At 63.9% G+C, this 12,392-nt stretch carries 16 protein-coding genes and 1 tRNA gene; 9 read left to right on the forward strand and 8 right to left on the reverse strand.

Annotated features, from left to right (window positions below; all coding sequences use genetic code 11):
• Window positions 1-3 precede the first annotated feature (3 nt).
• The 3 genes from GL284_RS12180 (at window position 4) to trpE (ending at window position 4,709) form a co-directional block, all read left to right on the forward strand.
• Window positions 4-1,179 carry an aminotransferase gene (locus GL284_RS12180; RefSeq protein ID WP_155044901.1) on the forward strand — a complete coding sequence of 392 codons (1,176 nt, stop codon included), beginning with the start codon at window positions 4-6 and terminating at the stop codon, window positions 1,177-1,179.
• Window positions 1,180-1,275: 96 nt separating this feature from the next.
• Entirely contained in the window at window positions 1,276-3,210 is a 1,935-nt protein-coding gene (locus GL284_RS12185; RefSeq protein WP_155044902.1) for a peptidylprolyl isomerase, read from the forward strand.
• Window positions 3,210-4,709 (forward strand): anthranilate synthase component I, encoded by a 1,500-nt coding sequence (trpE, locus tag GL284_RS12190; protein WP_155044903.1) that lies wholly within the window; start codon window positions 3,210-3,212, stop codon window positions 4,707-4,709. The genes GL284_RS12185 and trpE overlap by 1 nt, the downstream gene beginning before the upstream one ends.
• A gap of 44 nt (window positions 4,710-4,753) precedes the next feature.
• On the opposite strand, the gene GL284_RS12195 is transcribed toward trpE, so the two are convergent.
• The 7 genes from GL284_RS12195 to fabI all read right to left on the reverse strand — a co-directional run bounded on the left by GL284_RS12195 (window position 4,754) and on the right by fabI (window position 8,170).
• On the reverse strand, window positions 4,754-4,993 hold the full coding sequence (locus GL284_RS12195) for a hypothetical protein (RefSeq protein ID WP_155044904.1): 240 nt from the start codon (window positions 4,991-4,993) through the stop codon (window positions 4,754-4,756).
• 97 nt (window positions 4,994-5,090) lie between these two features.
• The gene (locus tag GL284_RS12200) at window positions 5,091-5,330 is read right to left on the reverse strand and encodes a hypothetical protein (protein WP_155044905.1); all 240 of its coding nucleotides are present in this window, start codon (window positions 5,328-5,330) and stop codon (window positions 5,091-5,093) included.
• Between the two features lie 61 nt (window positions 5,331-5,391).
• The gene (locus GL284_RS12205; protein WP_155044906.1) at window positions 5,392-5,601 is read right to left on the reverse strand and encodes a hypothetical protein; all 210 of its coding nucleotides are present in this window, start codon (window positions 5,599-5,601) and stop codon (window positions 5,392-5,394) included.
• A gap of 162 nt (window positions 5,602-5,763) precedes the next feature.
• A complete protein-coding gene (locus GL284_RS21315) occupies window positions 5,764-6,240 on the reverse strand; it encodes a DUF2127 domain-containing protein (protein WP_196216766.1) in 477 nt (158 codons plus the stop codon).
• On the reverse strand, window positions 6,237-6,737 hold the full coding sequence (gene gpt / locus GL284_RS21320; protein ID WP_196216765.1) for a xanthine phosphoribosyltransferase: 501 nt from the start codon (window positions 6,735-6,737) through the stop codon (window positions 6,237-6,239). The genes GL284_RS21315 and gpt overlap by 4 nt, the downstream gene beginning before the upstream one ends.
• A gap of 11 nt (window positions 6,738-6,748) precedes the next feature.
• Window positions 6,749-7,339: a LysE family translocator gene (locus GL284_RS12215; protein ID WP_155044908.1), complete on the reverse strand. Its 591-nt coding sequence runs from the start codon at window positions 7,337-7,339 to the stop codon at window positions 6,749-6,751.
• Window positions 7,340-7,342: 3 nt separating this feature from the next.
• Entirely contained in the window at window positions 7,343-8,170 is an 828-nt protein-coding gene (gene fabI / locus GL284_RS12220; RefSeq protein WP_155044909.1) for an enoyl-ACP reductase FabI, read from the reverse strand.
• Between the two features lie 81 nt (window positions 8,171-8,251).
• Here fabI and pdxH point away from each other — a divergent pair, with 81 nt between their 5' ends.
• The 4 genes from pdxH (at window position 8,252) to GL284_RS12240 (ending at window position 10,285) form a co-directional block, all read left to right on the forward strand.
• On the forward strand, window positions 8,252-8,914 hold the full coding sequence (pdxH, locus tag GL284_RS12225) for a pyridoxamine 5'-phosphate oxidase (RefSeq protein WP_155044910.1): 663 nt from the start codon (window positions 8,252-8,254) through the stop codon (window positions 8,912-8,914).
• 149 nt (window positions 8,915-9,063) lie between these two features.
• Complete coding sequence (locus GL284_RS12230) at window positions 9,064-9,657, forward strand: cold-shock protein (protein ID WP_155044911.1); 594 nt, start codon at window positions 9,064-9,066, stop codon at window positions 9,655-9,657.
• Window positions 9,658-9,785: 128 nt separating this feature from the next.
• Window positions 9,786-10,148 carry a DUF192 domain-containing protein gene (locus tag GL284_RS12235; RefSeq protein ID WP_341870532.1) on the forward strand — a complete coding sequence of 121 codons (363 nt, stop codon included), beginning with the start codon at window positions 9,786-9,788 and terminating at the stop codon, window positions 10,146-10,148.
• Between the two features lie 60 nt (window positions 10,149-10,208).
• Window positions 10,209-10,285: transfer RNA gene (locus GL284_RS12240), tRNA-Pro, on the forward strand.
• Between the two features lie 123 nt (window positions 10,286-10,408).
• On the opposite strand, the gene GL284_RS12245 is transcribed toward GL284_RS12240, so the two are convergent.
• Window positions 10,409-10,576 (reverse strand): hypothetical protein, encoded by a 168-nt coding sequence (locus tag GL284_RS12245; protein WP_155044913.1) that lies wholly within the window; start codon window positions 10,574-10,576, stop codon window positions 10,409-10,411.
• Between the two features lie 209 nt (window positions 10,577-10,785).
• On the opposite strand from GL284_RS12245, the gene GL284_RS12250 reads away from it, so the two are divergent.
• Complete coding sequence (locus tag GL284_RS12250; RefSeq protein ID WP_155044914.1) at window positions 10,786-10,998, forward strand: TOBE domain-containing protein; 213 nt, start codon at window positions 10,786-10,788, stop codon at window positions 10,996-10,998.
• A 112-nt stretch (window positions 10,999-11,110) separates the two neighbouring features.
• Window positions 11,111-12,370, forward strand: coding sequence for an aspartate kinase (locus tag GL284_RS12255; protein ID WP_155044915.1), 1,260 nt, complete (start codon window positions 11,111-11,113; stop codon window positions 12,368-12,370).
• Window positions 12,371-12,392: the final 22 nt, after the last annotated feature.

Below are 12,392 nucleotides of genomic sequence, written 5' to 3' on the forward strand. Positions count from 1 at the left end.
CCGATGCAGCCCCTGAACGCCGCCATTGCCGCCACCTCCCGCCCGCCCGTCATGGAGGCGCGGCGCTGGCTGGAGGGCGTGACCTTCCCGCCTGAGCGCCCGTTGATCAATGTCAGTCAGGCGGCGCCCGTCCAGCCGCCGCCCGAACCGCTGCGCCGCGCCATGGCCGATGCGCTGCTGCAGCAGGCCGATGCGCATTTGTATGGCCCGGTTCTTGGCCGCCCGACGCTGCGCGATGCGGTGGCGCGGGACTGGTCGCGCGATTATGGCGGCACGATCCGGCCCGCACAGGTCGCCATCACGCAGGGCTGCAATCAGGCGTTCTGCGCGGTGATGCAGACGCTGGCCGGGCCGGGCGATCAGATCATTCTGCCGCTGCCATGGTATTTCAATCACAAGATGTGGCTGGACATGCAGGGCATCGGCGCGGTCGGGCTGCATTGCGGGCAGGGCATGATCCCCGACGCCGCCGAGGCCGAAAAGCTGCTGACCGACCGCACCCGCGCCATCGTGCTGGTCAGCCCCAACAACCCCTCGGGCGCGGAATACCCGGCCGAAACCCTGCGCGCCTTCATGACGCTGGCCCGCGCGCGCGGCATCGCGCTGATCCTTGATGAGACATATCGCGATTTCGACAGCCGCGACGGGGCGCCGCATGATCTGTTCACCGACCCCGACTGGGCCGATACGCTGATCCACCTTTACAGCTTTTCCAAGGCCTATCGCCTGACCGGCCACCGCGTCGGTGCGCTGATCGCCAGCGAGGCGCGCATGGTTCAGGTCGAGAAATTTCTGGATACCGTCGCCATCTGCGCCAGCCAGATCGGCCAGATCGGCGCGGAATGGGGCATGGCGCATCTGGGCGACTGGCTGGCGGGCGAACGGGCCGAGATTCTGGCCCGGCGCGCTGCGATGCAGGCGGCGATGGCCGATCTGCCGGGCTGGCAGGTCAAGGGCTGCGGGGCCTATTTCGCGTGGGTGGAACATCCGTTCGACATGGCCTCGGACCAGCTGGCCAAGCGCCTTGTGGCCGATGCGGGGGTGTTGATGCTGCCCGGCACGATGTTCATGCCGGACGGTGACGCGCAGGGCGCGCGGCATCTGCGCATCGCCTTTGCCAATGTCGATGCGCAGGGCATCGCGGCACTTGCCGGACGGCTTGCGGCCTTCCGTCCCTAAGCTGCTTGTGATCGCCGAACCGGCAGCGGGCCTTGCCCGCACGCGTCGCGCACCCTAAAGACTGGCAAAGGACGAAGAAAAGGCAAGGCAGGGCATATGCGCGGCAAGGGCAAATCGACCATCGTCTGGTTGCTGATGGGGATGTTGGTACTGGGGCTCGGGGGCTTTGGCGTCACCAATTTCTCGGGGGGCAGCGGGGCCGATATCGGCGCGGTGGGCGATGTCGAGATCAGCGCGCCGGAATATGCGCGCGCGCTGCGCAGCGAGATGCAGGACTTCACCGCCCGCACCGGCCGCCAGTTGTCGCCCGACGAAGCCCGCACCATCGGCATCGACCAGATGGCCATGTCGCGCCTGTTCACCGCCGCAGCACTTGAGGATGAGGCGAACCGGCTTGGCATCTCGGTCGGGGACAAGGTGGTGGGCGAACAGATCGTCAGCTCTCCGGCATTTGCGGGGCTGGATGGCAAGTTCGACCGCGCCCGCTATGCCGACACGCTGAACCGCGAAGGCATCCGCGAGCCGCAGTTTGAACACGACCTGCGCATGGACGAAGCCCGCATGATCCTGCAACGCGCGACCTTGGCCGCCGTCACCGCCCCCGCCGCTGTGACCGAACATGCGCTTGGCTGGATCCTTGAGACGCGCGACATCCACTGGCGCGAACTGACCGCGGATGCGCTGACCGCGCCCATCGCGGAACCCGATGACGCGACGTTGCAGGCGTGGCATCAGGCCAATGCCGACCGCTTCACCCGTCCCGAGACGCGCAAGATCACCTATGCCTGGGTCACGCCCGAGATGCTGGAAAACAGCGTTCAGGTCGACGATCAGGCGCTGCGCGATCTGTATGACAGCCGCAAGGACGAATTCCAGCAGCCCGAACGCCGCATGGTCGAGCGTCTGGTGTTTCCCACCGACGCCGCGGCAGCCGAAGCCAAGGCCCGCATCGACCGGGTCGAGGTGAATTTTGAGCAACTGGCCGCCGAACGCGGCCTGACGCTGGCCGATATCGATCTGGGCGAGGTTTCGCAGGCCGATCTGGGCGCTGCGGGCGATGCCGTCTTTGCGCTGGACCAGCCCGGCGTTGCCGGTCCCGCGCCCAGCAATCTGGGTCCGGCGCTGTATTCGATGAACGCCATTCTTGAGCCGGTGAACGTCTCGTTCGAGGATGCCCGCGACGATCTGCGGGTCGAGGCGGCGCTGGACCGCGCCCGCCGCCAGATCGACGAACAGACCGCCAGCTTCTCGGACATGCTGGCAGGCGGCTCGGCCCTTGAGGATCTGGCCCGCGATACGCCGATGGAACTGGGCACGATCGACTGGACCAACGACAATCCGGGCACGCCGGACGGCATTTCGGCCTATCCCGAATTCCGCCAGCATGCCGCATCGGTCCATGAAGGCGATTTCCCGGAACTGTTCACCATGGAGGATGGCGGCGTCTTCACGCTGCGGCTGGATGCGATCGAACCGGCTGCGCTGATCCCCTTTGAGGAGGTCCGCGACCGCGTGGAACAGGACTGGCGCCAGAACGAGACCCACCGCCAGCTTCTGGCTTTGGCCGAAGAACAGCGCGTCGCGACCGAAGCCGCTGTCGCCCCGGCGCTTGGCCCGACCCCTGCAGCGACCGCGCCGGTGGCGCAGGCCGTGGGCGCGACGCAGCAAGCCCCCGCTCCGGTTGCGCCCGCCAGCCCCGACAAGGGCGCCGAGGTCAAGGCGCTGGCGCGTGGCGGCTTTATTCAGGGCGTGCCGCAGGATGTGATCTCGCAGGCGTTCCAGATTGCCGAGCCGGGCGAAACCGCCGTCATCGACGCCGACAACCGGGTGTTTCTGGTGACGCTGGACCAGATCCATGCCGCAGACACCAAGGCCGAACAGGCCCAGCAGATCCGCGACGGCATCACCAACAGCCAGTCCGACAGCCTGCGTCAGGATGTCTTTGAATACTACACCCGCGCGCTGCAGGCGCGTGCCGGTGCGACCGTGAACCAGACCGCTGTGGACGCGGCGAATGCACAGATGCAGTGATGGATATCTCACCTGATTTTGCCGAATTCGAACGCGGCTGGACTGCCGGTCGCAACCAGCTTCTGACGCTGCGGCTGGCCGCCGATCTGGACACGCCCGTCAGCCTGATGCTGAAACTGGCCGAGGCCGCGCCGAATTCCTTCATGCTGGAAAGCGTGACGGGCGGCGAGGTCCGGGGGCGCTATTCCTTTGTCGGGATGAAGCCCGATCTGATCTGGGACTGCCGCGACGGTCGCGCCCGCATCAACCGCAATGCCCGCTATTCCGACGAATTCGAGGCCGATGACCGCCCGGCGCTGGACAGTCTGCGCGCCCTGATCGCCGAAACCCGCATCGACATGCCCGAAGGCGTGCCCGCGGGTGCGGCGGGACTGTTCGGCTATCTGGGCTATGACATGATCCGGCTGGTCGAGCGTCTGCCCGATGTGAACCCCGACCCGCTGGGTCTGCCGGATGCGGTAATGCTGCGCCCTTCGGTCGTGGCGGTTCTGGACGGGGTAAAGGGCGAGGTGCTGCTTTGTGCGCCCGCGTGGCATTCCGACATTCCCGCCCGCGCCGCCTATGCCCAGACGGCCGAGCGGCTGATGGAGGCGCTGCGCTCGCTGGATCGTCAGCCCAGTGAGCCGCGCGCCTTGGGCCATGACCTCAGCGTCGGTGAACTGCGCTCGAATTTCAGCAAGCCCGCTTATCTGGCGGCGGTGGAAAAGGCCAAGGATTACATCCGCGCGGGCGACATCTTTCAGGTGGTGCCGTCGCAGCGTTGGGCGATGGATTTCCCGCTGCCGCCGTTTTCGCTGTATCGCAGCCTGCGCCGCACCAACCCGTCGCCCTTCATGTTCTATCTGAATTTCGGCGGCTTTCAGATCGTCGGCGCGTCGCCTGAAATTCTGGTGCGTCTGCGCGGCGGAGAGGTGACGATCCGCCCCATCGCCGGAACCCGTCCCCGCGGGGCAACCCCGGACGAGGACAACGCGCTTGAGGCCGATCTGCTGGCCGATCAGAAGGAACTGGCCGAGCATCTGATGCTGCTGGACCTTGGCCGCAACGATGTGGGCCGCGTGGCCAAGATGGGCACGGTGAAGCCGACCGAGCAATTCATCGTCGAGCGTTACAGCCATGTGATGCACATCGTCTCGAACGTGGTGGGCGAATTGCGCGCGGATGAAGACGCGCTGTCGGCGCTGCTGGCCGGGATGCCCGCGGGCACGGTGTCCGGCGCGCCCAAGGTCCGCGCCATGCAGATCATCGACGAGCTGGAGCCGGAAAAGCGCGGCGTCTATGCGGGCGGCGTGGGTTACTTCGCCGCCAATGGCGAAATGGACATGTGCATCGCGCTGCGCACCGGAGTCGTCAAGGACGGGCAGCTTTACATTCAGGCCGGCGGCGGCGTCGTCTATGACAGCGACCCCGAGGCGGAATTCATGGAAACCGTGAACAAGTCGAACGCCCTGCGCCGCGCCGCGCAGGAAGCGGCGCGGTTCGTGCGCGGGAACAGCTGAGGGACGGGCGAAGGGGGCGGCTGTGGCACCCCCTTCGGGCTGGTCTAAAGGATCAGCACATCGGCCAGATCGTCGATCCGCACATCCCAGATCACCAGCGCATCACTGCCCGCGCCGGGCCGCAGGATCACCCGGTCGCCCAGATCGGTGGCGTGTGCGGCCAGAAACTCCTCGGCGGTCATGTCCAGATCAAAGGATGTCAGGACGATGCGGTCGATGGGCAGTTCGTCTCCGTAAGGATCGCCGTCCGGCGTGGCGTTCAGATAGCGCAGGACATCGCGCACGTCGCCGGGGCGAAAGATGATCGTGTCCTCATTGCCCGCATAACAGACGATCCGGTCATTGCCGCGCCCGCCGATCAGCGTATCGCTGGCCCCGCCGTCATAGCGGTTGAAGCCATACCATTCGCCCGATCTGGTCGGAATTCACCGCCGATACCAGATCGTCGCCACCGCCGCCGCGCGCGACGCCGCCTTCTCCGCTGAGAAAGATCCGGTCATTGCCGCTGCCGCCAGACAGCTCCCCAATGGACATCGAGTGCAGCACAAGCAGATCGTCGCCTGAGCCGCCGGACATCCGGTGAAAGACCACACGGTCGAAATAGCCATTGAAATCGTTCATGATGCGGTCATCGCCTGCGCCGCCGGACAGCACGATGATACCGCCCCAATCGTCTTCGCCGTTATTGTTCAGGGGGGCCGCGCGTCACGATCAGATCATTGCCCGCGCCGCCCAACACGGTATCGGCGCCGTTGAAGCTGCGGATGGTGTCATGGCCACCGACCGCCTCGATCAGGTCGTTTCCTGACCAGTTGTCGTCATAGCTGCTGGAGGTGCCCAGAAGCAGTTCTCCGCGATTGGTGCCGATCAGATGAGAATAGGGTGTCGCCATGTGATACTCGTGAAAATACGGGGCACGGATGCCGTTACAGGGGGATCAAAAGGCAGATTTGGGCACAGGGCAGGGGCCACATCGCGCAGTCTTGGGCAGAATCATAGGCATAGGCAACGATTTTGCTGCGATGGCCGAGGGGGCCAGTCGGTCTGCTCGGGATCAGCGCACGGCGCGCCATTCCCGCCATGTCAGCCAGATCACCGTTGCGTCCAGCACGCTCAGCGCCAGCAGGGCGGGCGATCCGGTATCGGTCCAGCGGTGCATCTGCATGACGATGAAGCCCGCAAACACCACAATTCCCAGCGGATAGGCAAAGGCCAGCTTGCGCATCAGCATCACGATGATGATCAGTTTGATCGCGCCATGCGCCAGCAGATACAGCGCATAGAAATGCTGGCTGGCGCCGGAAAAGCCCGCCAGCTCGGCCGAGAGGCGGGTGAAGATCGGGCCGTGCCGCCCCTCGATCAACTGGTTATGCGCCAGCCAGCCGGTCAGATCGGCAATGCGCGCATGGGGAACCAGCCGCAGGCCCAGACCTGCGGCGATCTCGAACAGGGCAAAGACGGATTTCACCAGCAGGGTGGATTCGAACAGCCAGTGCAGCCAGCCCTTTGCGCCCGCGATATGTCTGGTCAATCTTCGCCCCGGAAGGGCTGGACATATTGCAGCGCCATGTCCCAAGGGAAAAAGATCCAGGTGTCCTGGCTGACCTCGGTCACGAAGGTCTGGACCATCGGGCGGCCCTTGGGTTTGGCATAGACGGTGGCGAAATGCGCCTTGGGATACATCTCGCGGATCAGTTCCAGCGTGCGGCCGCTGTCGACCAGATCGTCGACGACCAGAATACCTTCGCCGTCCCGCATCAGTTCGGGGTCCGGGCGCTTGATGACCTGCAATTCGCCCTGTCCGGCCTCGGTGCCGACGCCCTTGTAGGATTTGACCGAGATCGTGTCGATGGTGCGGATGTCCAGCTCGCGCGCGACGATCATTGCAGGCACCAGCCCGCCCCGCGTCACGGCAAGGATGGCCCGCCACGCGGTGCCGTCCAGACGCCATGACAGCGCGCGGGCATCGCGGTGAAGCTGATCCCAGCTGATGTGGAATCCACGTTCATGCGGCAGGCGGTCGTTCATCGTCGGTCCTTTCAGTGCTTGACGATCAGCAGCAGGCCCAGCATTGCCATCGCGATGCTGGCAGCCCGGTCGATCCAGAATTTCGCGGCAAAATAGCGTGTCCGCATCACCGCTGTCGACATCATAAGCGCGACAAGCACATACCAGAACAGCTCGGTCGCAAGGCAGATCGCATAGATCGCGACGGGCCGCGACGGCTGGGGAAAGACCGACAGGATCAGCGCCGCGTAAAACAGCGCCGGTTTCGGGTTCGACAGGTTCAGCGCGATGCCGCCAAAGAAGCCCTTGGCCCCCTGCGCCGCCGAGGGCAGCGGCTTGGTCGAGGCCGCCCAGAGCTTCCAGGCGAACCACAAAAGATAGCAGCCGCCAAAGATCTTCAGCGCCACGAACAGGCCCGGATGCAGCCGGAACAGCACCGCAAGCCCGGCCAGCGCGAAGATGCACCACAACGATGCGCCGCAGGCCAGCCCCAGCGCATAGGGCAGGGCGCGTTCGCGGCCATGGTTGAAGGCAGTCTGCACCGTCGCGATGATCGACGGCCCCGGCGTCAGGATCGCCAGCGACAGCGCCGAGATCAGGGCCATGACCTGCTCGGCGCTCATGGCTTAGTCTTTTTTCGTCGTCGCGATATCGGGTGCGTCGACGGCCTTCATGCCGACGATGTGATAGCCCGAATCGACGTGATGCGTCTCGCCGGTGACGCCCGAGCCCAGATCGGACAGCAGATACAGCGCCGACTTGCCGACCTCATCCTGACTGACATTGCGGCGCAGGGGCGAGTTCAGCTCATTCCATTTCAGGATATAGCGGAAATCGCCGATGCCCGAGGCGGCCAGCGTCTTGATCGGCCCGGCGCTGATGGCGTTGACGCGGATGCCGTCCTTGCCCAGATCCTCGGCCAGATAGCGCACCGACGCCTCAAGCGCGGCCTTGGCCACACCCATGACGTTGTAATGCGGCATGACGCGCTCGGCCCCGTAATAGGTCAGGGTCAGCATCGAGCCGCCGGGGTTCATCATCGCCGCCGCGCGACGGGCGACAGCGGTGAAGGAATAGACGGAAATATCCATCGTCATCATGAAGTTGTCGCGCGTGGTGTCGGCATAGCGCCCGCGCAGCTGGTCCTTGTCGGAAAAGCCGATCGCATGGACGATGAAGTCGATGCTGTCCCAGCGCTGACGGATGGCGTCGAACAGCCCGTCGATGGAGGCTTCGTTCGACACGTCGCATTCCGCGATCAGATCGGATCCCAGTTGCGCGGCCAGCGGCTCGACCCGGCGCTTCAGCGCCTCGCCCTGATATGAGAAGGCAAGCTCTGCCCCCTGATCGGCCAGTGCCTTTGCGATGCCCCAGGCGATCGACTTGTCGTTGGCGAGCCCCATGATGAGGCCGCGACGCCCTTTCATCAGCCCGTTCCCGGCTTCACTTGACATGATGCTGCCCCTAAGCTTCTTCGGTTTTCGCAGGATTAGGACAACTGTAAGGGGGCATCAAGTGTTGGTGAGGGTGCGATCATGAGTGACCGAACGGGAATTTTTGCGGGCAACGACCCCTTTGCCATTGCGCGGGCGTGGCTGGCCGAGGCGGAAAAGACCGAACCGAACGATCCGAACGCCATTGCGCTGGCCACCGTCGATGCGCAGGGCCTGCCCGATGTGCGCATGGTGCTGCTGAAGGAAATCGAGGGCAGCCATGGCGACGGGGCATTCGTGTTCTACACGAATTTTGAAAGCGCCAAGGGGCAGCAGATCGAAGCGACGGGGGTGGCCGCGTTCGTGATGCACTGGAAGTCGCTTCGGCGCCAGATCCGGGTGCGCGGCCATGTCAGCCGGGTTCAGGACGCTGTGGCGGATGACTATTATGCGTCGCGCGCGTTGCAGTCGCGCATCGGAGCATGGGCTTCAAGGCAAAGCCGTCCGCTGGACAGCCGCGGCGCGCTGATGGCCGAGGTTGCGCGGCAAGGGATCAATCTGGGATTGAGTCTGCCGCGGCCTCGGCATTGGGGCGGCTACAGGATTCGTCCCGATCAGATTGAATTCTGGGCCGATGGCGCCTTCAGGTTGCACGATCGCTTCCAGTGGTTATCCACCCAGTATGTCAAGGAAAACAATGTTCTGGGCGATGCCTCTGCCGAGGATGTTGAAAGTTTCTGGAAGGTGCGGCGTCTTAGCCCTTGATGCCGCATGATGTTTTATCCATGGTAGGGAAAACCTGACCTAATTTCCGGTTCTGGTCCGATCAGTTTAGTTTTGCGGCTCGCTCGCAGAAGGAATTGTCGGCCCGAACGGAATTCATTTGGTTGATACAAACAGGATAGCTGCGTAAAATGAGCGATAACGACGAGCAACAGCGGGAAGTCGCGGGCGTCGTGAAATGGTTCGACGGGAACAAGGGCTTCGGTTTCATCACCGATCCCGAAGGTGGTCCCGATATCCTTTTGCACGCCAATGTCCTGCGCAATTTTGGCCAAAGTTCGGTGGCAGAAGGGTCGGTCGTCAAGGCCCTGATCCAGAAGACGCCGCGTGGTATTCAGGCGGTCGAGATCTATGCGATCGAGCCGCCGGCGACCGAACCCATGCCTGCCATTGCCGACCTGTGCTCGGCCACGCCCGAAGAGGTGGCGCGCCTGCCGCTGCTGCCGGCGCGGGTCAAGTGGTTCGACAAGGCCAAGGGCTTCGGCTTTGCAAATATCTTCGAGCAGAAAGCGGATGTCTTTCTGCATGTCGAAGTCCTGCGCCATTCCGGTTTTTCGGATCTGGCGGTGGGCGAGGCGATTGCGCTGCGGGTGGTCGATGGCCGTCGCGGCATGATGGCCGCGCAGGTGCTGTCATGGGAACGCGCCGCCGCCGAGGTCCGAGGTAGCCAACCGGGGGGAGCGGCCGCGCTCGCTAAACTGCGGCTGGTCGCGGGCACGGTATGAAATGGCAGGCTGCAGCAGTCATTCTTGGAATACTCACTAGCACAGTTTCTCTCGCCCGGGCGGCGGAGTGTGCGGCGGACAAGGCCCTGTTCAAGGGCAACGGTCGTAGCGTAGCGGTTTCTGTCGAAATCGCCGACGATCAGGAAGAACGCGCCCGCGGATTGATGTTCCGCCGCGATCTTCAACCCGATACCGGGATGCTTTTCATCTATGAAACGCCGCAGCGGGTCGCATTCTGGATGCGCAACACGCCGATTCCGCTGGACATGATCTTTATCGACGCAAGGGGCCGGGTGCGCCATGTGCATCCGATGGCAAGACCCTTGGACGAAACATCCATCCCCGGCGCCACGCCCGGCGATCCGTCGCCCGAGCGGCTGATGGTGCTGGAGGTTCCGGGGGGCGATGCCGCGCGGCTGGGCATCACGCCCGGCATGGTGCTGGCCCATCCCCGCCTGCCGCAATCCATGGCGGAACGTCCCTGCGGGTGACGAAAGCCGCAGTTTGCCCCTTTTCACGGCGTCACGCAGCCGCTAGACAGCGGCGTGGTTCGGGGCGTGGCGCAGCCTGGTAGCGCGACGGTTTTGGGTACCGTAGGCCGGAGGTTCGAATCCTCTCGCCCCGACCAGCACTTAGCTTCCCTGAATGTCTTTGGTTTGCAGTCCGGTTTGCGAAATTTCGCACCGGGACCAATGCCGCGACCGCTCAGCCCCCGGCGTTTTGCCGCCGGAGGCCACGTCATCAGGCAATCCTAGCTGCGCTGGTCGCGCTGCTGGTTCTTGTGCTCATCATGCATCTTGCCGGACCGGCGATCATCCGGATCGCCTTGCTGCGGCTGACCGGGTTTCTGGCTCTGATCTTGCTGTGCGGGGTTTCTTTCCTGCTGGGCAGGGTTGGTCGGTTTGTTGTCGGCACCCATGATCGGGACCTCCTGATGCCCTCGGAACATACCGAGGATAGGGGGTCATATGGGGCGGCGCTGCCGCTGCGTCATCCCGAATGAACAAAGATCAATCGCCTGATCGCGCGGACGTGACGCAGGGACCGATACCGCACCCGCCAATGCCCATCTTGACGCAAGGACACGGATGGCCGACCGTTCCGCCCGGCATGAAGCAGGAGGACGCCATGAAACTCAGCGCGCGCAATGTTCTGGACGGCACCGTGACCGAAATCGTCAAGGGCGCGGTCACCAGCCATGTCCGGCTGGACATCGGCGGCACGACGGTCACCGCCTCGATCACCAATGATGCGGTGGCGGAACTGGGATTGCAGGTCGGCGCGAAAGCCTCGGCCGTCATCAAGGCCTCGGATGTGATGATCGGTGTCAAGGACGCCTGAGCCGGGCCCGATCCCAAACATCTGCGATGGGCAAGGCTTTCTGGCCTTGCCCTTTTTTCGCGCCAGCCCTAGAAGCCCCGGTTGAAAATCGTGGGGATGCTGGGGGGCACGGATGCCACTTCTGGTAATGAAATTCGGCGGCACATCCGTCGCCGATCTGGATCGCATCAAGAATGCGGCCCAGAAGGTCAAGCGCGAGGTCGAGCGCGGCTATGACGTGATCGTCATCGTCAGCGCCATGTCCGGCAAGACGAATGAGCTCGTGGGCTGGGTCGAAAAGACCTCGCCGCTGTTTGACGCGCGCGAATATGACGCCGTGGTCGCCTCGGGCGAGAACGTGACCGCCGGGCTGATGGCGCTGACGCTTCAGGAAATGGACGTGCCCGCGCGCAGCTGGCAGGGCTGGCAGGTGCCGATCAACACGACCGCCGCGCATAGCTCGGCCCGGTTCGTGGATATTCCCCGCGCCAATATCGACGCGAAATTCGCCGAAGGCTTCAAGGTCGCCGTGGTCGCAGGGTTTCAGGGCGTGTCGCCCGAAGGCCGCGTGACGACGCTGGGCCGGGGGGGGTCGGACACGACCGCCGTGGCCTTTGCGGCGGCCTTCGCTGCGGAACGCTGCGACATCTATACCGATGTGGACGGCATCTATACGACCGACCCGCGCATCACCTCGAAAGCGCGCAAGCTGGAACGCATCGCCTTCGAGGAGATGCTGGAACTGGCCAGCCTTGGCGCGAAGGTGCTGCAGACCCGTTCGGTCGAACTGGCGATGCGCTACAAGGTCAAGCTGCGCGTCCTGTCCTCGTTCGAGGATACGGATGAGAACTCTGGAACCCTGGTCTGTGACGAGGATGATATCATGGAATCGAAAGTCGTCTCGGGCGTCGCCTTCTCGCGCGAGGAAGCCAAGATCACGCTGTTCACCATCGAAGACCGCCCCGGCGTCGCTTCGAGCATCTTCGGGCCGCTGGCCGATGCCGGGATCAATGTGGACATGATCGTCCAGAACATCTCGGAAAAGGACTATGACGAGGCGCATCCCGGCGCCGTCACCGACATGACCTTTTCCTGCCCGATCAATCAGGTGGCCCGCGCCCGCAAGGCGCTGGAAGATGCCAAGACCGCCGATCTGATCAATTACGACGAACTGATCATCGACGAAGACGTGGCCAAGGTGTCGGTCGTGGGCATCGGCATGCGCAGCCATGCCGGCGTCGCCGCCCGCATGTTCAAGGCGCTGTCGCAGGAAAACGTCAACATCAAGGTCATTTCCACCAGCGAGATCAAGATTTCGGTCCTGATCGACCGCAAATATATGGAACTCGCCGTGCAGGCGCTGCATGATGCCTTCGAGCTTGAGAAGGCCTGAGCCACCGCTCGGGCCTTGATCG

Origin of the sequence: Paracoccus shanxieyensis (genome assembly GCF_009711265.1) — a bacterium.
GTDB lineage: Bacteria > Pseudomonadota > Alphaproteobacteria > Rhodobacterales > Rhodobacteraceae > Paracoccus > Paracoccus shanxieyensis.

Excerpts from the sequence above, each read along its gene's own strand:
- GL284_RS12200 (WP_155044905.1), bottom strand. The coding sequence starts at position 5,330 with ATGAACGATTTCAATGGCTATTTCGACCGTGTGGTCTTTCACCGGATG.
- fabI (WP_155044909.1), bottom strand. The coding sequence starts at position 8,170 with ATGTCAAGTGAAGCCGGGAACGGGCTGATGAAAGGGCGTCGCGGCCTC.
- GL284_RS12205 (WP_155044906.1), bottom strand. The coding sequence starts at position 5,601 with ATGGCGACACCCTATTCTCATCTGATCGGCACCAATCGCGGAGAACTG.
- GL284_RS12255 (WP_155044915.1), top strand. The coding sequence starts at position 11,111 with ATGCCACTTCTGGTAATGAAATTCGGCGGCACATCCGTCGCCGATCTG.
- GL284_RS12250 (WP_155044914.1), top strand. The coding sequence starts at position 10,786 with ATGAAACTCAGCGCGCGCAATGTTCTGGACGGCACCGTGACCGAAATC.
- GL284_RS12180 (WP_155044901.1), top strand. The coding sequence starts at position 4 with ATGCAGCCCCTGAACGCCGCCATTGCCGCCACCTCCCGCCCGCCCGTC.
- gpt (WP_196216765.1), bottom strand. The coding sequence starts at position 6,737 with ATGAACGACCGCCTGCCGCATGAACGTGGATTCCACATCAGCTGGGAT.
- GL284_RS12245 (WP_155044913.1), bottom strand. The coding sequence starts at position 10,576 with ATGGGTGCCGACAACAAACCGACCAACCCTGCCCAGCAGGAAAGAAAC.
- GL284_RS12185 (WP_155044902.1), top strand. The coding sequence starts at position 1,276 with ATGCGCGGCAAGGGCAAATCGACCATCGTCTGGTTGCTGATGGGGATG.
- GL284_RS12230 (WP_155044911.1), top strand. The coding sequence starts at position 9,064 with ATGAGCGATAACGACGAGCAACAGCGGGAAGTCGCGGGCGTCGTGAAA.
- GL284_RS12215 (WP_155044908.1), bottom strand. The coding sequence starts at position 7,339 with ATGAGCGCCGAGCAGGTCATGGCCCTGATCTCGGCGCTGTCGCTGGCG.
- pdxH (WP_155044910.1), top strand. The coding sequence starts at position 8,252 with ATGAGTGACCGAACGGGAATTTTTGCGGGCAACGACCCCTTTGCCATT.
- trpE (WP_155044903.1), top strand. The coding sequence starts at position 3,210 with ATGGATATCTCACCTGATTTTGCCGAATTCGAACGCGGCTGGACTGCC.